This window comes from Paraburkholderia sp. LEh10 (genome assembly GCF_017814945.1).
Lineage (GTDB): Bacteria > Pseudomonadota > Gammaproteobacteria > Burkholderiales > Burkholderiaceae > Paraburkholderia.
The window spans coordinates 16,993-36,007 of record NZ_JAGIPX010000075.1 but is presented as its reverse complement, the minus strand read 5'-3'; the positions used below and the strand labels follow the sequence as shown (position 1 = coordinate 36,007).

The window sequence follows — 19,015 nt, the reverse complement described above, 5'->3', positions numbered from 1 at the left end:
GAAAAACCCTGTCACTGCTGGCTTTCCCGCCTTCCTCGTTTCCCTCGCGCCGCGTTGGCCGCAGCGCGAAAGACGGGCATTCTAGACACTTGCCTCAGCGCTTGCAAGCGGTTTTTTGAGCGAAACCCTTAGCGATGTTTAAAGACTGGCTTGCGCTTCTCGACGAATGCCGCCATGCCCTCTTTCTGATCCTCAGTCGCAAACAGCGAGTGGAACAATCGGCGCTCGAAATGCACGCCCTCTGCCAACGTCGTCTCGTATGCGCGATTAACCGACTCCTTCACCATCATCACAGCCGGCATAGGAAACTCGGCGATCGTCGCTGCAGCCGCGATTGCCTCGTCGATCAAATTTGCCACTGGGATCACGCGCGACACCAGCCCCGAACGCTCGGCCTCGGCCGCATCCATGAATCGCGCCGTGAGGCACAGATCCATCGCCTTGGCCTTTGATACCGCGCGCGGCAAGCGCTGCGTACCGCCCGCGCCCGGCATGACGCCCAGCTTGATCTCGGGCTGACCAAACTTTGCCGTGTCGGCGGCGAAAACCATATCGCACATCATCGCCAGCTCGCAGCCACCGCCCAACGCGAACCCGGCAACCGCCGCGATGATCGGCTTGCGAACCGATCGGATCGCTTCCCAATTGCGGGTAATGTAGTCGCCCTTGTAGACATCCATATAGGAATAGGTCGCCATCATTCCGATGTCTGCGCCTGCTGCAAATGCCTTTTCACTTCCGGTAATGACAATTGCGCCAATGCCCTCATTCGAGTCGAACTCTCGCAGCGCGTCACCCAGTTCATCCATCAGCGCGTCGTTTAGCGCATTCAGCGCCTTTGGGCGGTTAAGCGTAATGAGACCCACCCGTCCGCGTGTCTCTACCAGAATGTTCTCGAAAGCCATGCACTCCTCCTAAGTGTTTACCTGCAGATGCAAGAGGCTCGCGCCTCATCCCAATAATGCTAACATTCACCAACCAACCGGTCGGTCAATAAATCGGCAAGGTTGCCTCTAACGTTTAAGTCAACATGTCGCCCGCCATGACCCATCCACTGTTTACGAAGCACGAAGACACGCTGCAGAAAGCGCTTGCTGCCATCGAAAGCCGCGGCTACTGGAGCCCCTACTCCGAATTGCCCAGTCCCAAAGTGTACGGGGAAACCGCGAACGCGGACGGTGAAGCAGCCTTCAAGGCTCTTCTGAACCAGGCATTCGAACTCGATCAGCCAAGCACCGGCGAGACGGTCGGCGCTGAGCACTCGCCATTCGGTTTTCCGCTCGGCATCCGTTACCCGAAGTCGACTCCCGACGCACTCATCGCTGCAGCGACCCAGGCTCAACGCCAATGGCGCGAAGCGGGTCCGAAGGCATGGATTGGCGTAAGCCTCGAAATCCTCTTGCGCATCAACCGCTTGAGCTTCGAAATTGGCTACAGCGTGATGCACACGACTGGCCAAGCCTTCATGATGGCGTTCCAGGCCGGCGGTCCGCACGCCCAGGACCGTGCACTCGAAGCCATCGCCTACGCCTGGGACCAGTTGCGCCGGATCCCCGCCGACGCTCACTGGGAAAAGCCACAAGGCAAGAACCCGCCGCTGGCGATGCAGAAGCGCTTCAGCATCGTGCCGCGCGGTACGGGTCTCGTCCTCGGGTGTTGCACGTTCCCGACCTGGAACGGCTACCCAGGCCTTTTCGCCGATCTCGCAACCGGTAACACCGTCATCGTCAAGCCGCATCCGGGCGCAATCCTGCCGCTCGCGATCACGGTGCGTGTTGCACGCGACGTGTTGCGTGAAGCCGGCTTCGATCCGAACGTGGTGACTCTGCTCGCGACCGATCCGAACGACGGCGAACTTGTTCAGAGCCTCGCACGCCGTCCGGAGATCAAGCTGATCGACTTCACGGGCAGCACGCAAAACGGCACTTGGCTTGAGCGCAATGCACATCAGGCGCAAGTGTTCACCGAAAAAGCCGGCGTAAACCAGATCGTGATCGACTCCGTCGACGATCTCAAAGCAGCCGCGCGCAATATTGCCTTCTCGCTGGCGCTGTACTCGGGCCAGATGTGTACCGCCCCGCAGAACATTTATGTGCCACGCGACGGCATCCGCACACCCGAAGGCACGATCGCGTTCGAAGCCGTTGCCGAAGCAATTGCAAGCGCCGTCCAGAAGCTCGGCTCAGACCCCGCCCGCGCAGTCGAACTGCTGGGCGCGATCCAGAACGAAGGCGTGACCCAGCGCATCGACGAAGCCCGCAAGCTCGGGCACGTCCTGGCGGACAGCCAGACCCTCGAACATCCGGCGTTCGCCGGCGCGCGCGTGCGTACACCGCTGGTTCTGCAACTCGACGCCGCAAAGGACGAAGCACTGTTCACAAAGGAGTGGTTCGGCCCGATCTCGTTCGTGATCGCAACGGACTCGACCGAACAGTCGCTCGACCTCGCTGGCCGTATCGCCGCTGAACACGGAGCGCTCACGTTCTCTGTCTACAGCACCGACGACAAGGTGATCGAAGCCGCCACTGAAGCCTCGATTCGCGGCGGCGTCGCACTGTCCATCAACCTGACGGGCGGCGTTTTCGTCAATCAGTCGGCGGCATTTTCAGACTTCCACGGAACGGGTGCCAACCCCGCTGCGAATGCCGCGCTCGCCGACGCAGCCTTCGTGGCAAACCGTTTCCGCGTCGTTCAAAGCCGGGTTCATGTTGAACCGAAAGCCGTGCCGGCATAAGTCGGCCGAACGACATAGGACGTTTGACCGACGCTTTGGCCTATAACTTCGGGCCGATTGAGCACGGTGCAAACGTCGAACTACCATGCAGTCCACGGGCCGGTGCTTTCGCCGGTCCCTCTTCGCGGGAACCCCGACATGACCGACGCCTTTATCTGTGACGCGATTCGCACTCCCTTCGGCCGCTATGGCGGCGCATTGAAAGACGTCCGTGCCGACGACCTCGGCGCGGTTCCGATCAGGGCGCTGATCGAACGCAATCCGGGTGTGGACTGGCGCGCTCTCGACGATGTGATTTACGGCTGCGCGAACCAGGCGGGCGAAGATAACCGCAACGTCGCGCGCATGTCCGCGCTGCTCGCCGGTTTGCCGACCGACGCGCCTGGCGCCACGATCAACCGGCTGTGCGGGTCGGGCATGGATGCCGTCGGGTCGGCCGCCCGCGCAATCAAGGCGGGTGAGGCACGTCTGATGATCGCAGGCGGCGTCGAGAGCATGACGCGCGCACCGTTCGTGATGGGCAAGGCGACCTCCGCGTTTTCGCGGCAGTCCGACATCTACGACACGACCATCGGCTGGCGCTTCGTCAACACGCAGATGAGGCGCGAATATGGCGTCGACTCGATGCCCGAAACGGCAGAAAACGTGGCCGTCGAATTCAACGTAAGCCGCGCCGATCAGGACGCTTTTGCGCTGCGCAGCCAGGAAAAGGCAGCTCGCGCGCAAAAAGACGGCACGCTCGCGCAGGAAATCGTTCCTGTCGAGATTCCGCAGAAGAAGGGTGAGCCCGTTCGAGTGGAAATCGACGAGCATCCGCGCGAAACGTCGCTTGAGACGCTTGGCAAACTGAAGGGTGTCGTGCACCCCGACGGATCGGTGACGGCCGGCAACGCTTCCGGCGTCAACGACGGCGCATGCGCGCTTCTGCTCGCCAATCAGGCTGCGGCAGACCAGTACGGCCTGCGCCGCCGCGCTCGCGTGATCGGCATGGCGACGGCTGGCGTCGAGCCACGCATCATGGGTATCGGGCCAGCACCGGCCACGCAGAAACTCCTGAAACAACTCAACATGACACTCGACCAGTTCGACGTCATCGAACTCAACGAAGCGTTCGCGTCGCAAGGCCTCGCCGTCCTGCGCCGACTCGGTTTGCGCGACGACGATCCGCGCGTGAATCCGAATGGCGGCGCCATCGCACTCGGCCATCCGCTCGGTGCGTCGGGTGCGCGCCTGATCACGACCGCGTTGTATCAACTTGAGCGCATCAACGGCCGCTTCGCTCTATGCACGATGTGTATCGGCGTCGGACAGGGCATCGCGCTCGCGATCGAGCGCGTCTGAACGCTATCGCATCCGGAACCGTATGAAGGAGGAGACAATCGATGCCATATGAAGCGATCCGCGTAGACATCGACGCGGCAACGCGCGTCGCCACTGTGACGCTGAACCGTCCCGACAAGCTGAACAGCTTCACGCGAGCCATGCATCAGGAACTGGGCGTGGCGCTGGATAAAGTCGAAGCCGCCGGCGCCCGCGCTCTCGTGCTCACTGGCGCAGGCCGCGGCTTCTGCGCCGGCCAGGATCTGGCCGATCTCGACTTTACACCGGGCTCGATGACAGACTTGGGCGATTTGATCGACAAGCATTTCAATCCGCTGATCCGACGCCTGCAAGGGCTGCCGCTGCCAGTAATCGCGGCCGTGAACGGCACGGCCGCGGGCGCGGGCGCGAATCTCGCGCTGGCCTGCGACCTCGTGTTGGCCGCACGTTCGGCGAGCTTCATTCAGGCATTCGTGAAAATCGGCCTCGTGCCCGATTCCGGCGGTACGTGGTTCCTGCCGCAGCGAGTCGGCATGGCCCGCGCGCTCGGCCTCGCCATCACAGGCGACAAGCTCAGCGCAGAACAGGCTGAGAGCTGGGGGCTGATCTGGCAAGTGATCGACGACGCCGAACTGCAAAGCGCCGCAACCCGGCTCGCCACGCAACTCGCGCAGCAACCGACACGCGCGATCGCTGCCATCAAGCAATCCATGCGGGCAAGCGCAACGCAAACGCTCGATCAGCAACTCGATCTCGAACGTGACCTGCAACGCGAACTTGGCGCTTCGCATGACTATGCGGAAGGTGTCCGTGCGTTTATCGAAAAGCGTGCGCCGCGCTTCGAGGGCCGCTGACATGTCAACTCAACCGGATTTGAGCAACCCGATGACACCCGACGAACTCGCCCGCGCGACCGCCGACGCGATGTACGCAAACGACGCCTGCAGCAAGGCTCTCGGCATCGAGATTCTCGAAGTTCGCGCAGGGTACGCTCGTCTGCGCATGAGCGTGCGGCCGGACTTCCTGAACGGCCACGAGATCTGTCACGGCGGACTCATATTCACGCTGGCCGACTCAGCATTCGCGTTCGCCTGCAACTCATACAACATCAGCACCGTCGCAGCGGGCTGTTCGGTCGAGTTTCTGCGTCCAGTGCAAGGCGGCGACATCCTCACCGCGGAAGCCGTCGAGCAGACATTGAGCGGCCGAAACGGCATCTACGACATTCGCGTCACGAATCGCGCGAATGAGACCGTTGCGATGTTTCGCGGCAAGTCCGCGCAGATCAAAGGCACAGTGATCCCCGTCAATTGACTGGCGCGCAGACGATCACAAGTAACTGCTTCGCCTCTCGCGCGGCATCCTATTCTGAAATCAAGGAGACATTCGATGACTACCCCGCTCCCTCTCGACCCCATCGAAAAGGCGAGCCGCGACGAACTCGCTACGCTTCAGCTCGAACGGTTGAAATGGTCGCTCACGCATGCGTATGAAAATTCACCCGTCTATCGACGCAAGTTCGACGAAGCGGGCGTGCATCCGTCTGAACTGAAGGCACTGTCCGATCTGTCGCGCTTCCCTTTCACGACAAAGAAGGATCTGCGCGACAACTACCCGTTCGGCCTCTTTGCCGTGCCGCAAGATCAGATTTCGCGCATTCACGCGTCGTCGGGTACGACGGGCAAGCCGACCGTGGTCGGGTACACCGCGCGCGACATCGACAACTGGGCGAATCTCGTCGCGCGCTCGATCCGTGCAGCGGGCGCGCGGCGCGGCGACAAGGTGCATGTGAGTTACGGCTACGGGCTCTTCACAGGCGGACTCGGCGCGCATTATGGCGCGGAGCGCGCCGGCCTTACGGTGATTCCGTTTGGCGGTGGACAGACCGAAAAGCAGGTGCAGCTAATCCAGGACTTCCGTCCTGACATCATCATGGTCACCCCGAGCTACATGCTGTCGATCGCCGACGAGCTGGAGCGCCAAGGCGTCAATCCGAGGGACTGCTCGTTGCGCATCGGCATATTCGGCGCGGAACCCTGGACCAACGACATGCGCCGCGCGATCGAGGAACGGATGGGCATCGACGCCGTGGACATCTACGGCCTGTCCGAAGTGATGGGTCCAGGCGTGGCGTCGGAATGCGTCGAAACCAAAGACGGCCCGACGATCTGGGAAGACCACTTCTATCCCGAGGTCATCAATCCCGAAACGGGCGAAGTGCTCCCCGACGGCGAGCTCGGCGAACTGGTGTTCACGTCCCTCACGAAGGAAGCGCTGCCCATCATCCGTTATCGCACGCGCGATCTGACGCGTCTGTTGCCGGGCACCGCGCGCACGATGCGTCGCATGGAAAAGATCACTGGCCGCTCCGACGACATGATGATCATTCGCGGTGTCAACGTATTCCCGACGCAGATCGAAGAGCTTCTGCTGAAGCAGCACGCACTCGCGCCGCACTACCAGATCGTGCTGACCAAGGAAGGTCCGCTGGACGTGATGACGCTGAACGTAGAACCGTGTCCAGAGACCGCGCCGGATACGGCAACGCTGATGGCCGCGAAACAGGCGCTCGCCTATGACATCAAGGCAATGATCGGCGTGACCGCGAATGTGGTGGTTCTCGACGTCAATGGCATCGAGCGCTCAGTGGGCAAGGCGCGTCGGGTGGTCGACAAGCGCAGGCTCGGCGCGTGACCGTCAACGCAAACGGACGAAAACGGAGCGCGTAAAGAGCGAAGGCCCGACGGCGGACGCACGAGCCGTCCGTCGGGCCATTCGCGCAAGATCAGAAGCTCAGGAATTGGGCAGCAGCAGCCACATACGCCCCGCCTGTTTCATCTTGCCGGCCAAATCGCCAGCTTCGTCGCCCAGTCCCCAGAAATAATCGGCGCGCACGCCGCCCTTGATCGCCGAACCCGTGTCTTGAGCAAACACCAGGCGATTCATCGGTGAATTGGTCATCGGACGCGTCGTCTGCAAAAACACCGGCGTGCCGAGCGGAATCGACGACGGGTCGACGGCGATCGACCGCTCCGGCGTGAGCGGCACGCCCAGCGCGCCGATCGGACCATCGGCGCCACCAGATGGTGCCGTCTCGTTCGACGGCATCTCACGGAAGAATACGAAGCGCGGGTTCGTATCCAGCAGCGCATCGACGCGCGTCGGGTTCGTGCGGGCCCATCCCTTGATGCCTTGCATCGTCGCCTGCGCCGGCGTCAGTTCGCCCCGGTCGAGCAGCCAGCGGCCAATCGACTTGTACGGCTGGTTGTTCGTCCCGCCAAAGCCGACACGCATCACGCTGCCGTCGTCCATCACGATGCGTCCTGAGCCTTGCACCTGCAGGAAGAAAGCCTCGATGGGATCGTCGACCCAAACCAGCTCGTTGCCGGTCAGCGCGCCCGAGCGTTCGAGTTGCGCGCGCGCGGGCAACGGAGAACCCGGCCGATACGCCGAAGGCCAACGATACAGTGCCGTCTGATAGACCCCACGTCGCACGCGCGAACCGCGCAAAAGCGGCTCGTAATAGCCTGTCACGAGGCCATCGAGCGTCCCGTCAGTGTTCGCGAACTGGAACGGCGTGAAGTAACTTTCGAAGAAAGTGCGTGCGCTAGCCACGTCCAGGTCGTCCAGCAGCAACGCCGCCGCGCAGGCGCGCCGCCACGTCGGCTGCGTCGCGAGACGCACACAGTTCTGCCGGAGCGCCGCTGCCGCACCGATCAGCGAATCGTCCTGCCAGCCCGGCACTTGCTGCCACGCGACGGGTGTGAGCCGCTGGGCAGCCATCTGGCCCGGGACGACCGCGGCGCCCGTTGGCGGCGACACGGACGGCCGCACCACGCCGCTGCCGCCGCACGACGCAAGCAGCACGGCAACCGACAGCGCCCCCGCCCAGGCGGCGGCCCGGCGGGCAAAACGCATACAATGATTGTTCTCGATGGAAACTGCCATGTCTGATCTGCTCGACGAATACCCAATGCTCATCTTCGCGCTGGAGTCGCTCCTCGCGCTTTTCCTGCTGATTTTCATTGTCGTGTGGACGGCGTCCGGCAAGAAAAAAGCTGCACGCCAGAAGCAGGACACGAAACAGGTCCCGCCGCAGCAACAAACGCGTCGCTAACTGACCACGTTCGGCGCCTTCCGTTCAATGCAGCGTGCGCGGCATGCGCAGGACGAATTCCGGCACGGGCGCTTCCCAGCGCGCGCCGTCCTCCGCCACGCAGAAATATTCGCCGCGCATCGTCCCCACGGGCGTCGCGATCACGGCATAGCTGGTGTACTCGAATTGCTCGCCCGGCTTCAGCAACGGCTGATGCCCGACGACGCCCAGCCCCTTCACTTCCTGAATCCGATTTTCGCTATCCGTGATGACCCAGTGGCGCGCGATCAACTGCGCGGTGACCTGGCCGGTGTTGCGGATCGTGAGTGTGTAGGCGAAGGCGTATTTCCGATGCTCCGGGTCCGACTCCTCAGAGATGTACCGGACCTGGGAGGACACGCTGAATTCGTACTGACTCATGCTGATTCCGATGGTGAGCGAAGCGCGCTTTCGACCCGCGCGGGGCCGTGCGCAGGCGGCTTGCGCGCTGATTGCGACGCGCCCGCGCAGGCATTGACATGGTTTGGCATTCTGCTTGATGCAGCGCAGGCCCGCAACCGCATCGGCCAAACGGATAAAGCGCGCACCGACTCCGCCGACCGCCGGACGACGGCCGCGCCGCCCAAGGCAACGGCGCGCCGGGCGGGGCTAAAATAGCGGTTTTCGGTCTCCCGCCTCTCCCCACGCCATGACTCAATTCCGCATCGCTCCCAGCATCCTGTCCGCCGACTTCGCTCGACTCGGGGAAGAAGTCCGCAATGTCGTCGCCGCCGGCGCCGACTGGATTCACTTCGACGTGATGGACAACCATTACGTCCCGAACCTGACGATCGGTCCGCTCGTGTGCGAAGCGATTCGCCCGCACGTGCAGGTCCCCATCGATGTGCATCTGATGGTGCGTCCCGTCGACCGCATCGTCCCCGACTTCGCGAAGGCCGGCGCGAACTTGATCAGCTTTCACCCGGAAGGCTCGGATCACATCGACCGCACGCTGTCGCTGATTCGCGATCACGGCTGCAAGGCCGGCCTCGTGTTCAATCCCGCCACGCCGCTGAACTATCTCGATCACGTGATGGACAAGTTGGACCTGGTGCTGATCATGTCGGTGAATCCGGGCTTCGGCGGGCAGTCGTTCATTCCCGAGGCGCTGAACAAGCTGCGCGAAGCACGCGCGCGCATCGACGCCTATAAGGAGAAGACGGGCCGCGAGATTCATCTCGAAGTGGACGGCGGCGTGAAGGTCGACAACATCGCGGAAATCGCGGCAGCGGGCGCGGACACGTTCGTGGCGGGCTCGGCGATCTTCGGCCATCCGGACTACAAGACCATCATCAGCGAGATGCGCAGCAAGCTGGCTTCCGTCGGGCGCTGAGATGCAAACGCCGCCTCGTTACCCCGCTCCCGCGTTCACAGCCGGGAAAATTCGCGCGGCGATCGTCGACCTCGACGGCACGATGGTCGATACCGCCGACGACTTCACGGCATCGCTGAATGGGATGCTCGCGCAACTCGACGCGGAAGAAACCACGCGCGAAGAAGTGATCGACTATGTCGGCAAAGGCTCGGAGCACCTGATCCGCAGCGTGCTCGCGCCGCGCTTCGACACCGCGTTCGCGCAATCGCGTTTTGACGAGGCGCTTGCGATCTACCAGGAGGAGTACGCGAAGATCAACGGTCTTCATACGCGGCTTTATCCGGATGTCGAAGCGGGGCTGATCGCGTTACGCGATACGGGTGTGAAGCTCGCGTGCGTGACCAACAAGCCGCATCGCTTCGCGACGCAGTTGCTCGAACATCATGGGCTCCTGCGCTACTTCGATGTCGTGTTGGGCGGCGACAGCGTCGCGGCGAAAAAGCCCGATCCGCTGCCGATGCTTACCGCCTGCAAAGCGCTCGACGTCTCGCCCAGCGAGGCCGTCGCGATCGGCGATTCGCAGAACGATGCGTTCGCGGGCCGCGCGGCGGGCATGGCGACGCTGACCGTCCCGTATGGCTACAATCACGGCGAATCTGTGCAAACCATAAAGTCGGATGGTATAGTTGTGTCGCTGTTGGGCGCCGCCGAAGCGATCGCAGCGCACAATGCAGTACAATCGGCTGCATCTGATCCCTGACTTAAACCAAAGTCTTCCTCATGTTTCTGAATAAAAAACGGAGTCTGAGCACGATCGACCGGGGAGCCTGGCCCTGGCGTCGCTGGTCGCGCTAACACCTCGTCCGAGGTACGCTGAAGCTCGTCTTCGGCACCCGTTTTTTATTTCGCTGCGCTCACCGCGCTTTCCCGAACCGCCGGTTTGACCGGCCCACAACGTCGCTGCATCCAGTTTCAGCTAGCCGTCGTGTACCTTGCGTACTATCGTCGTGCTGTGAAGCCGTGCATGCGTCGTCGGGAAAGCGCGCGCCGGTCTCATTACCTGTGACGAGCACAATCGACCGGTAACGCAGCCCCGCTTTGTCCGACGCCTACGACGGCCGGACGTACGAACAGGATCGGAACATGACCGAACTCGAATTTCAGTCCCTCGCGAACGAGGGCTTCAATCGCATCCCGCTGATCGCCGAAGCGCTGGCCGACCTCGAAACGCCGCTTTCGCTGTACCTGAAGCTTGCGCAAACCGAGCGCAACGGCGCGAACTCGTTTCTGCTCGAATCAGTGGTGGGCGGCGAGCGCTTTGGCCGGTACTCGTTCATCGGCCTGCCGGCACGCACGCTGATCCGTACGCGCAACGGCGTCACGGAAGTCGTGAAGGACGGCAAGGTCGTCGAGACGCAAGAAGGCGACCCGCTCGAATTCATCCAGAAGTTCCAGGGCCGCTTCAAGGTCGCGCTGCGCCCGGGCCTGCCGCGTTTCGCGGGCGGTCTTGCCGGCTACTTCGGCTACGACGCCGTGCGCTACATCGAGAAGAAGCTCGCGGATACCGCGCCGCCCGACGATCTGAACCTGCCCGACATCCAGCTGCTGCTGACGGAAGAAGTCGCCGTCATCGACAACCTCGCGGGCAAGCTGTACCTCGTGATCTACGCCGATCCGACCACGCCCGAGGCGTACACGCGTGCGAAGCAGCGTCTGCGCGAACTGAAGCAGCGCCTGCGCACGACCGTGCAGCCGCCCGTCACGTCGGCGAGCGTGCGCACCGAGATCTACCGCGAATTCAAGAAGGACGATTACCTCGCCGCCGTGCGCAAGGCGAAGGAATACATCGCCGCGGGCGAACTGATGCAGGTGCAGGTCGGTCAGCGCCTGACCAAGCCGTATCGCGACAATCCACTGTCGCTGTACCGCGCGCTGCGTTCGCTGAATCCGTCGCCGTACATGTATTACTACAACTTCGGCGATTTCCATGTGGTCGGCGCGTCGCCGGAAATTCTCGTGCGTCAGGAAAAGCGCAATGAAGACCGCATCGTCACGATCCGGCCGCTCGCGGGCACGCGTCCGCGCGGCAACACGCCCGAGCGCGACGCCGAACTAGCGACGGAACTGTTGAACGACCCGAAGGAAATCGCCGAGCACGTGATGCTGATCGACCTTGCGCGCAACGACGTGGGCCGCATCGCGGAGATCGGCTCGGTGGCCGTGACCGACAAGATGGTGATCGAAAAGTACTCGCACGTGCAGCACATCGTCAGCTCCGTCGAAGGCAAGCTGAAGCCGGGCATGACCAACTTCGACGTGCTGCGCGCAACGTTCCCGGCGGGTACGCTGTCGGGCGCCCCGAAGGTGCGCGCAATGGAACTGATCGACGAACTCGAACCCGTGAAGCGTGGCCTGTACGGCGGCGCCGTCGGCTATCTGTCGTTCACGGGCGAGATGGACCTCGCGATCACGATCCGCACAGGCGTGATCTGCAACGGCAATCTGTACGTGCAGGCGGCAGCGGGCGTGGTCGCCGACTCGGTGCCCGAATCCGAATGGCAAGAGACCGAGAACAAGGCGCGCGCGGTGCTGCGCGCCGCCGAGCAGGTCCAAGACGGCCTCGATAGCGACTTCTGACGGGAGACTGACCATGCTGCTGATGATCGACAACTACGACTCGTTCACCTATAACCTGGTCCAGTACTTCGGCGAACTCGGCGAAGACGTGCGGACCTATCGCAACGACGAAATCACGCTCGAGGAAATCGCGAAGCTCAATCCCGAGCGGATCTGTCTGTCGCCGGGGCCGAGCAATCCGCAACACGCGGGCATCACGCTCGACGTGCTGCGCGAATTCTCCGGCAAGTATCCGATTCTCGGTGTGTGCCTTGGCCATCAGGCGATCGGCGAAGCGTTCGGCGGCCGCGTCGTGCGCGCGCAGACCATCATGCACGGCAAGGTGAGCCAGATCGAAACCGACTGCAAAGGCGTATTCTCCGACCTGCCGAAGCATTTCACCGTCACACGCTATCACTCGCTCGCGATCGAGCGCGAGTCGCTGCCCGATTGCCTCGAAGTGTCCGCATGGACCGACGACGGCGAAATCATGGGCGTTCGTCACAAGACGCTGCCCGTCGAAGGCGTGCAGTTCCACCCGGAATCGATCCTGTCGGAACACGGCCACGCATTGCTCGAAAACTTCGTGAAGCAGTCGAAGGCTGCGGCACGCAGCGCCTGAAAGTAAAAGAGGAGACGTCACCATGATCACGCCCCAGGAAGCGCTGCAACGCACGATCGAGCATCGCGAGATTTTCCACGACGAAATGCTGCACCTGATGCGGCTCATCATGCGCGGCGACATGTCGCCCGTGATGGCGGCCGCGATCATCACCGGCTTGCGCGTCAAAAAAGAGACCATCGGCGAAATCACCGCGGCCGCCACGGTGATGCGCGAGTTCGCACGGCATGTGGACGTGCAGGACAACTCGAACTTCGTCGATATCGTCGGCACGGGCGGCGACGGCTCGCACACGTTCAACATCTCGACGGCGACGATGTTCGTCACGGCGGCGGCGGGCGCGAAGGTCGCGAAGCACGGCAACCGCGGTGTGTCGAGCAAGTCGGGCAGCGCCGACGTGCTCGAAGCGCTCGGCGTCAACATCGACTTGCAGCCGGAACAGGTGGCCGCATCGATCGCCGAAACGGGCATGGGTTTCATGTTCGCGCCAAACCATCATCCCGCGATGAAAAACATCGCGCCCGTGCGCCGCGAACTCGGCGTGCGGACCATCTTCAACATCCTGGGTCCGCTGACGAACCCCGCCGGCGCGCCGAACCAGCTACAAGGCGTGTTTCACCCGGACCTCGTCGGCATTCAGGTGCGGGTGATGCAGCGTCTCGGCGCAAAGCACGTGCTGGTCGTGTATGGTAGGGACGGCATGGATGAAGTGTCGCTTGGCGCGGCGACGCTCGTCGGTGAGCTGCGCGACGGCGAAGTGCGCGAGTACGAGATTCATCCTGAGGACTTCGGGATGCAGATGGTGTCGAACCGGACGCTGAAGGTGGCGGACGCAAACGAGTCGAAAGTGCTGCTGCTCGAAGCGCTCGACAACAAGCCTGGCGTCGCGCGCGAAATCGTCACGCTGAACGCGGGCACGGCGCTGTACGCGGCGAACGCCACGGAATCGATCGCGGACGGCATTCAACTGGCCCGCGAGGCGATCGCGAGCGGCAAGGCGCGCGCGAAGGTCGATGAGCTGGTCCGCTTCACGCAACAATTCAAGCAGTAACTCTGCAACGGGATTCACATGAGCGATATTCTGGACCGCATCATCGGCGTCAAGCGCGAAGAAATTCGCGCCGCGCAGCAAAGCGCGCCGCTCGAAGAGCTGCGCCTGCAGGCATCCGCGCGCGATCTGCGCGATTTCGTCGGCGCGATCCGCGCGAAGCATGAGACTGGCCTCGCGGCCGTGATCGCGGAGGTCAAGAAAGCGAGCCCGTCGAAGGGCGTGCTGCGCGAGCATTTCGTGCCCGCCGACATCGCGCGTTCGTACGCGAAGCACGGTGCGGCGTGTCTGTCCGTGCTGACCGACGTGCAGTTCTTCCAGGGCAGCGCGGCGTATCTGGAAGAGGCGCGTGCCGCCTGCGACCTGCCCGTCATCCGCAAGGACTTCATCGTCGATCCGTATCAGATTCTCGAAGCGCGCGCGATGGGCGCCGACGCGATCCTGCTGATCGTGGCCGCGCTCGAAACCTCACAGATGCAGGAGCTCGAAGCGTACGCGCATTCGCTTGGCCTTGCGGTGCTCGTCGAAGTGCACGACAAGAACGAACTGGTCGATGCACTGACGCTGAAAACGCCGCTGATCGGCGTGAACAACCGCAATCTGCGCACGTTCGAAACGTCGATCGAAACCACGCTCGGCTTGCTGGACATGATTCCGGACGATCGCATCGTCGTGACCGAGTCCGGCATTCTGTCGCGCGTCGACGTCGAACGGATGCGGGCAATGGACGTCAACACGTTCCTCGTCGGCGAAGCGTTCATGCGCGCCGAAGAACCGGGCGCGGAACTTGCGCGAATGTTCTTCTGATCCCTCAGGTTAGAAAGCGAGTCGCGCGATGGGCATGGAACACGAAATCAAGCTGTCGCTGCCGCCGGGCCAGATCGGCGCAGCGACGCAATGGTTTATCCGGCGTGCAGGAAGCGCAGGCCGCACGGTCACGCTGGAGAACACCTATTTCGATACGCCCGCGCTGACGCTCGCGCGCGCGAAGAGCGCCGTGCGCGTGCGCCGCACCCCGGACGGCTGGCTGCAGACGTACAAGACAGTCGGCTCGGCGAAGGACGGTCTGCATAGCCGGCACGAGTGGGAAATGCCCGTCAAAGGCAACGCGCTCGAAATCGACGCGCTGCTCGATGCCTGCGACGACGAACCGTCGAAACAGGCATTGCGCCGCGCGCGCGACGAATTGATTCCGCTCTTCAGCACGAATTTCTCACGGACGATCTGGCATGTGAGCATCGAAGGCGCGGATGTCGAAGCGGCCGTCGATCAGGGCGAAATCCTCGCGGATGTGAACGGCGAAACGCGCCGCGCACCGATCTGCGAGATCGAGCTGGAGTTGAAAAACGGCGACGCGGGCGCGCTGCACGCGCTGTCGGCGGAACTGGCGAAAGCGATTCACGGCTTACAACCCGACGATACGAGCAAGGCGCAGCGCGGTTATCGTCTGCGCGAGGACGGCGGCTCGCGCTAACGCAGCGCAACAAAGCGGCGGGACGCCGACGGCAAGGCGACGTGCAAACATACGCGGACTTGAGCAGGGCAGCGTTTGCTACACTAGCCCGCCATGAATTCCGCCAAACGTATCCGCACCCAACCGATGCAGCCGTCGCTCTTCACCGACGACGACGCCGGCCCCGCCGCACCCTCTCCCGCTCATCCCGTGCAAACACTCGAATCCCAGTTCGACGCGTTGCCGCCTGAATGGCGCGCGCATCTCAAGCCTTTCATCGACAGCGACGCCTATGCGCCGTTGTGCAGCTTCGTCGACGGGGAGCGCGCGGCGGGCAAGACGGTCTATCCCGCAGACGTGTTCCGCGCTTTGCGCCTGACAAGTCCTGCCGATGTGAAAGTCGTGATTCTCGGCCAGGACCCTTACCACGGCGAAGACCGCGGCACGCCGCAGGCGCACGGCCTCGCGTTTTCCGTGCCGCCCTCGGTGCGGCCGCCGCCGTCGCTGCGCAACATCTTCAAGGAGATCGCCGCGAGCCTCGGCTACGAGACGCCGCAGCACGGCTGCCTCGATGCATGGGCCAAACAGGGCGTACTGCTGTTGAACACGGTGCTGACGGTCGAACGCGATCGTGCCGCGAGCCACGCGAAACGCGGCTGGGAACAATGCACGGACACGCTGATTCACGAGCTCGCGGTACGCCACGAAGGACTCGTCTTCATGCTGTGGGGCGCGCATGCGCAAGCGAAGCGCGCGCTGCTCGGCGGCAAGTCGCATTGCGTGCTGGAAGCGCCGCATCCGTCGCCGTTGTCCGCGCATCGCGGGTTTCTCGGCTGCCGGCATTTCGCGCTCGCCAACGAGTTTCTCGAAGCGCACGGGCGCGACCCCATCGACTGGCGTTTGCCGGAAACGGGCGAAGTATTCGCCTGACACCCACTAGCCGGCGCGACGCGCCGTAGCGCAAAAGAAAACGCCACGGAATTGTGTTCCGTGGCGTTTATTGTTTGTCGGCGCGACGCGGCCGATAACCGCATCGCATCGACGAACGGCTCGCCGGAAGGCTTGCCGAAGGCTCGCCGGAAGCTTGCCGTATGGCCTGCCGTACGAATCTGCGAATCGCTTACGCTGCGGCGATCGCTTCGCGTGCGCCCGCCAGTGCCGCGCTCGCTGCGTCCTCACCCATGTTCAGGCCTTCGGCGTAGATGAAGTTCACGTCCGTCATGCCGAGGAAGCCGAGGAACGTCTTCAGATACGGCGTCTGCGTGTCGCCCGGCGTGCCGACGTACTTGCCGCCGCGTGCCGACACCACGAACACCTTCTTGCCCTTCACGAGGCCTTCCGGACCGTTCGCGCCGTACTTGAACGTGATGCCAGCGCGTGCGATGAAGTCGAAGTACGTCTTCAGTTGCGACGAGATGCCGAAGTTGTACAACGGCGCGCCGATCACGATGACGTCGGCGGCTTGCAGTTCGGCGATCAGCGCTTCGCTGCGCGAAGCAATCGCTTGCTGCTCAGCCGTGCGCTGTTCGACGGGCGTGAAGAACGCGCCGAGGATCGCGTCGTCGAGGTGCGGCAGTGCATCCTGGTGCAGGTTGCGGACGACGACTTGCGCGCCCGGATTCGATTGTTGCAGCTTTGCCGTCAGTTCGTTGGCGAGCAGCGTCGATTGAGCGCCTTGCGAGCGAGCCGACGAGTTGATTTGCAGGATCGTGGTCATCTGGGACTCCAGTTAGGGGCGCGCTGTGTTGCGCGAGTGGAGCCATTGTGTTTTTTTCCCCGGCCGGGAAAAAGTAGCGCGGCGGCGACGGATTGTTGCATCCGTAGAACAATGCGCCGCCGGCTTTCCTGCGAGACGGCCGCGCGCGCCGTTACTTGCCGAGCCAGCGCTTGCGCGCCGTGCTCGCCCACGCGCGCCTGTCGTTTGCCGTGAGCTTGTAGCGCGACACGTCCGGCCCGTCGAGCTTGACCTGCGCGACGCGCAGTTCGTCGCGACGGAACGCATGCACCTCGACCTTGGCGCCGGGCTGGTAGCGCGACAGCAGCGCGTCGAGGTTCGAGCCCGTCACGCGCAGGCCGTCGATGGCGATCAGCACGTCGCCCGCCGAAAGGCCTGCCTTCTGCGCCGCGCTTCCGTCGTGAACGGCCGCCAGCGCGCAATCGGCGCCGCCGCGCACGCGCGCGCCGAGCGACGGCTTCGCCTTCGGATCGACGTCCGGCTCGAGCGTCACGCCGAACGGTTCGAGCAGCGCTTCGAGCGGGAGATCGCGCGTCCCGCGCACGCCTTGCGCGAACAGCTCGGACAGGTCCGCTCCCGTCGCTTCGGCGAACAGCGACTCGACCTCGGATTCGTCGATGCCCCGAGCGTTGCCGCGATAGAAATCGCGTCCGTAGCGCTGCCACAGCAGGCGCATCACGTCGTCGAGCGATTTGCGGTTCTGGGTTTGCGCGCGAATCGTCAGATCGAACGCGAGAGCGACGAGCGAACCCTTCGTGTAGTAGCTGACGATCGCATTCGCCGCGTTCTCGTCCTGACGGTAATACTTGATCCACGCGTCGAAAGAGCTTTCGGCGACCGTCTGCTTCAGGCGCCCGCTGCCGCGCAGCACGCCGCCGATCGTCTTGCCGAGCAGCGCGAAGTAATCGGCTTCCTTGATCAGCCCGCTGCGCACCAGCATCAGATCGTCGTAGTACGACGTGAAGCCCTCGAACAGCCACAGCAGCGACGTGTAGTTTTCCCGCGAGAGGTCGTAAGGCGCGAACGCGGCCGGCTTGATGCGCTTCACGTTCCATGTGTGGAAGTATTCGTGGCTGCACAGGCCCAGATACGTCCGGTAGCCGTCCGTCGTCTCGTCGCGGCCTTCGACGGGCAAGTCCGAACGGTTGCAGATGAGCGCCGTCGATGCGCGATGCTCCAGTCCGCCGTAGCCGTCGCTGACGGCCTGCGTCATGAACACGTAGCGGTCCATCGGCGCTTTTTTCGAGCGCGGCTCGAACAGCGCGATCTGCGCTTCGCACACGCGCTTCAGATCCGCCGACAGCCGCGCCATATCCAGCCCGATCACGCGCCCGGCGATCACGATGTCGTGCGGCACGCCATGCGCGTCGAACGTTGCGAGCGCGAACTCGCCGAGCGTGACGGGATGATCGATCAGCTCATCGTAGTTTTGCGCCGTGTATTCGCCGAAGCCGTAGCGCTTCGTGCCGCGCGCTTCCGTCAGCGCCGTCGAGACGCGCCAGTCGCGGAACTGCGCGCCCGCCGGCTTCTGGATATCGACGACGCACGGCGCATCCGCGAAGCCCACGGGCGCCAGAAACACGCTCGTGCCGTTGAAGAAGCCCGTGGTGTCGTCCAGATGCGCGGCCCGCACCGACATGTCCCACGCGTACACCTCGTAGCGCAGCGTCAGCGCGCCCTTCACGGGCGCGGCCTGCCATGCGTGCTTGTCGGTTTTTTCGATACGCACCTTGCGGCCGGCGTCGTTGAACGCGCGCAGCGTGACGATATTGCGCGCGAACTCGCGGACCATGTAGCTGCCCGGAATCCATACGGGCAACATGAAGCGCTGGCCGGACGGATCGGGATCGGCGACTGTGACGGTGACTTCGAACAGATGGGCGGCGGGCTGCTTCGGAACGATGGTGTAGCGGATGGGCTTCATCGGCGCTCGTGGTGGAGACTCGGGGAGAAATTCTGAGGGCTTCAAACGATGAGACGGGAGTTGGCGCTAACGCACAATCTCCCGTCTGAAGAATTCGACACTAACGCTGCTCG

The 19,015-nt window shown here is 63.2% G+C and carries 19 protein-coding genes; 14 read left to right on the top strand and 5 right to left on the bottom strand.

The window, feature by feature from the left end; all coding sequences use genetic code 11:
* Positions 1–128 precede the first annotated feature (128 nt).
* Positions 129–905: an enoyl-CoA hydratase gene (locus J8I87_RS37115; protein WP_209937333.1), complete on the bottom strand. Its 777-nt coding sequence runs from the start codon at positions 903–905 to the stop codon at positions 129–131.
* Positions 906–1,042: 137 nt separating this feature from the next.
* Here J8I87_RS37115 and paaN point away from each other — a divergent pair, with 137 nt between their 5' ends.
* The 5 genes from paaN (at position 1,043) to paaK (ending at position 6,748) form a co-directional block, all read left to right on the top strand.
* Positions 1,043–2,734: a phenylacetic acid degradation protein PaaN gene (gene paaN, locus J8I87_RS37110; protein WP_209937332.1), complete on the top strand. Its 1,692-nt coding sequence runs from the start codon at positions 1,043–1,045 to the stop codon at positions 2,732–2,734.
* A gap of 138 nt (positions 2,735–2,872) precedes the next feature.
* Positions 2,873–4,075, top strand: a complete 1,203-nt coding sequence (pcaF, locus tag J8I87_RS37105; RefSeq protein ID WP_209937331.1) for a 3-oxoadipyl-CoA thiolase — start codon at positions 2,873–2,875, stop codon at positions 4,073–4,075.
* A 41-nt stretch (positions 4,076–4,116) separates the two neighbouring features.
* Entirely contained in the window at positions 4,117–4,908 is a 792-nt protein-coding gene (paaG, locus tag J8I87_RS37100; protein WP_209937330.1) for a 2-(1,2-epoxy-1,2-dihydrophenyl)acetyl-CoA isomerase PaaG, read from the top strand.
* 1 nt (position 4,909) lies between these two features.
* Positions 4,910–5,368: a hydroxyphenylacetyl-CoA thioesterase PaaI gene (gene paaI / locus J8I87_RS37095; protein ID WP_209937329.1), complete on the top strand. Its 459-nt coding sequence runs from the start codon at positions 4,910–4,912 to the stop codon at positions 5,366–5,368.
* A gap of 75 nt (positions 5,369–5,443) precedes the next feature.
* Positions 5,444–6,748: a phenylacetate--CoA ligase PaaK gene (gene paaK / locus J8I87_RS37090; protein ID WP_209937328.1), complete on the top strand. Its 1,305-nt coding sequence runs from the start codon at positions 5,444–5,446 to the stop codon at positions 6,746–6,748.
* Positions 6,749–6,847: 99 nt separating this feature from the next.
* Here the strand turns inward: paaK and J8I87_RS37085 are convergent, their stop codons facing one another.
* Positions 6,848–8,080, bottom strand: a complete 1,233-nt coding sequence (locus tag J8I87_RS37085) for a murein transglycosylase A (protein ID WP_209937326.1) — start codon at positions 8,078–8,080, stop codon at positions 6,848–6,850.
* Here J8I87_RS37085 and J8I87_RS37080 point away from each other — a divergent pair.
* The gene (locus tag J8I87_RS37080) at positions 8,001–8,171 is read left to right on the top strand and encodes a hypothetical protein (RefSeq protein WP_209937325.1); all 171 of its coding nucleotides are present in this window, start codon (positions 8,001–8,003) and stop codon (positions 8,169–8,171) included. The genes J8I87_RS37085 and J8I87_RS37080 overlap by 80 nt on opposite strands.
* Positions 8,172–8,195: 24 nt before the next feature.
* On the opposite strand, the gene apaG is transcribed toward J8I87_RS37080, so the two are convergent.
* Entirely contained in the window at positions 8,196–8,570 is a 375-nt protein-coding gene (apaG, locus tag J8I87_RS37075; RefSeq protein ID WP_209937324.1) for a Co2+/Mg2+ efflux protein ApaG, read from the bottom strand.
* 268 nt (positions 8,571–8,838) lie between these two features.
* Between apaG and rpe the strand changes: the two genes are divergently transcribed.
* The 8 genes from rpe to J8I87_RS37035 all read left to right on the top strand — a co-directional run bounded on the left by rpe (position 8,839) and on the right by J8I87_RS37035 (position 16,173).
* Positions 8,839–9,522, top strand: coding sequence for a ribulose-phosphate 3-epimerase (gene rpe, locus J8I87_RS37070; RefSeq protein ID WP_209937323.1), 684 nt, complete (start codon positions 8,839–8,841; stop codon positions 9,520–9,522).
* A 1-nt stretch (position 9,523) separates the two neighbouring features.
* The gene (locus J8I87_RS37065; RefSeq protein WP_209937322.1) at positions 9,524–10,264 is read left to right on the top strand and encodes a phosphoglycolate phosphatase; all 741 of its coding nucleotides are present in this window, start codon (positions 9,524–9,526) and stop codon (positions 10,262–10,264) included.
* A 383-nt stretch (positions 10,265–10,647) separates the two neighbouring features.
* Positions 10,648–12,141 (top strand): anthranilate synthase component I, encoded by a 1,494-nt coding sequence (gene trpE, locus J8I87_RS37060; protein WP_209937320.1) that lies wholly within the window; start codon positions 10,648–10,650, stop codon positions 12,139–12,141.
* Between the two features lie 13 nt (positions 12,142–12,154).
* Positions 12,155–12,742, top strand: coding sequence for an aminodeoxychorismate/anthranilate synthase component II (locus J8I87_RS37055; RefSeq protein WP_209937319.1), 588 nt, complete (start codon positions 12,155–12,157; stop codon positions 12,740–12,742).
* A 22-nt stretch (positions 12,743–12,764) separates the two neighbouring features.
* Positions 12,765–13,793, top strand: coding sequence for an anthranilate phosphoribosyltransferase (gene trpD, locus J8I87_RS37050; RefSeq protein ID WP_209937318.1), 1,029 nt, complete (start codon positions 12,765–12,767; stop codon positions 13,791–13,793).
* 18 nt (positions 13,794–13,811) lie between these two features.
* Positions 13,812–14,597, top strand: a complete 786-nt coding sequence (trpC, locus tag J8I87_RS37045; RefSeq protein ID WP_209937317.1) for an indole-3-glycerol phosphate synthase TrpC — start codon at positions 13,812–13,814, stop codon at positions 14,595–14,597.
* Between the two features lie 28 nt (positions 14,598–14,625).
* Positions 14,626–15,264: a CYTH domain-containing protein gene (locus J8I87_RS37040; RefSeq protein ID WP_209937316.1), complete on the top strand. Its 639-nt coding sequence runs from the start codon at positions 14,626–14,628 to the stop codon at positions 15,262–15,264.
* A gap of 93 nt (positions 15,265–15,357) precedes the next feature.
* Positions 15,358–16,173 (top strand): uracil-DNA glycosylase, encoded by an 816-nt coding sequence (locus J8I87_RS37035; RefSeq protein WP_209937315.1) that lies wholly within the window; start codon positions 15,358–15,360, stop codon positions 16,171–16,173.
* Between the two features lie 190 nt (positions 16,174–16,363).
* Here the strand turns inward: J8I87_RS37035 and J8I87_RS37030 are convergent, their stop codons facing one another.
* A complete protein-coding gene (locus tag J8I87_RS37030; protein ID WP_209937313.1) occupies positions 16,364–16,960 on the bottom strand; it encodes an FMN-dependent NADH-azoreductase in 597 nt (198 codons plus the stop codon).
* Between the two features lie 151 nt (positions 16,961–17,111).
* Complete coding sequence (locus tag J8I87_RS37025) at positions 17,112–18,902, bottom strand: M61 family metallopeptidase (RefSeq protein WP_209937312.1); 1,791 nt, start codon at positions 18,900–18,902, stop codon at positions 17,112–17,114.
* Positions 18,903–19,015: the final 113 nt, after the last annotated feature.

Bases quoted from the DNA above. Each gene is read 5' to 3' on its own strand.
- J8I87_RS37115 (WP_209937333.1), bottom strand. From the start codon at position 905: ATGGCTTTCGAGAACATTCTGGTAGAGACACGCGGACGGGTGGGTCTC.
- paaN (WP_209937332.1), top strand. From the start codon at position 1,043: ATGACCCATCCACTGTTTACGAAGCACGAAGACACGCTGCAGAAAGCG.
- pcaF (WP_209937331.1), top strand. From the start codon at position 2,873: ATGACCGACGCCTTTATCTGTGACGCGATTCGCACTCCCTTCGGCCGC.
- paaG (WP_209937330.1), top strand. From the start codon at position 4,117: ATGCCATATGAAGCGATCCGCGTAGACATCGACGCGGCAACGCGCGTC.
- paaI (WP_209937329.1), top strand. From the start codon at position 4,910: ATGTCAACTCAACCGGATTTGAGCAACCCGATGACACCCGACGAACTC.
- paaK (WP_209937328.1), top strand. From the start codon at position 5,444: ATGACTACCCCGCTCCCTCTCGACCCCATCGAAAAGGCGAGCCGCGAC.
- J8I87_RS37080 (WP_209937325.1), top strand. From the start codon at position 8,001: ATGTCTGATCTGCTCGACGAATACCCAATGCTCATCTTCGCGCTGGAG.
- J8I87_RS37085 (WP_209937326.1), bottom strand. From the start codon at position 8,080: ATGAAAATCAGCAGGAAAAGCGCGAGGAGCGACTCCAGCGCGAAGATG.
- apaG (WP_209937324.1), bottom strand. From the start codon at position 8,570: ATGAGTCAGTACGAATTCAGCGTGTCCTCCCAGGTCCGGTACATCTCT.
- rpe (WP_209937323.1), top strand. From the start codon at position 8,839: ATGACTCAATTCCGCATCGCTCCCAGCATCCTGTCCGCCGACTTCGCT.
- J8I87_RS37065 (WP_209937322.1), top strand. From the start codon at position 9,524: ATGCAAACGCCGCCTCGTTACCCCGCTCCCGCGTTCACAGCCGGGAAA.
- trpE (WP_209937320.1), top strand. From the start codon at position 10,648: ATGACCGAACTCGAATTTCAGTCCCTCGCGAACGAGGGCTTCAATCGC.
- J8I87_RS37055 (WP_209937319.1), top strand. From the start codon at position 12,155: ATGCTGCTGATGATCGACAACTACGACTCGTTCACCTATAACCTGGTC.
- trpD (WP_209937318.1), top strand. From the start codon at position 12,765: ATGATCACGCCCCAGGAAGCGCTGCAACGCACGATCGAGCATCGCGAG.
- trpC (WP_209937317.1), top strand. From the start codon at position 13,812: ATGAGCGATATTCTGGACCGCATCATCGGCGTCAAGCGCGAAGAAATT.
- J8I87_RS37040 (WP_209937316.1), top strand. From the start codon at position 14,626: ATGGGCATGGAACACGAAATCAAGCTGTCGCTGCCGCCGGGCCAGATC.
- J8I87_RS37035 (WP_209937315.1), top strand. From the start codon at position 15,358: ATGAATTCCGCCAAACGTATCCGCACCCAACCGATGCAGCCGTCGCTC.
- J8I87_RS37030 (WP_209937313.1), bottom strand. From the start codon at position 16,960: ATGACCACGATCCTGCAAATCAACTCGTCGGCTCGCTCGCAAGGCGCT.
- J8I87_RS37025 (WP_209937312.1), bottom strand. From the start codon at position 18,902: ATGAAGCCCATCCGCTACACCATCGTTCCGAAGCAGCCCGCCGCCCAT.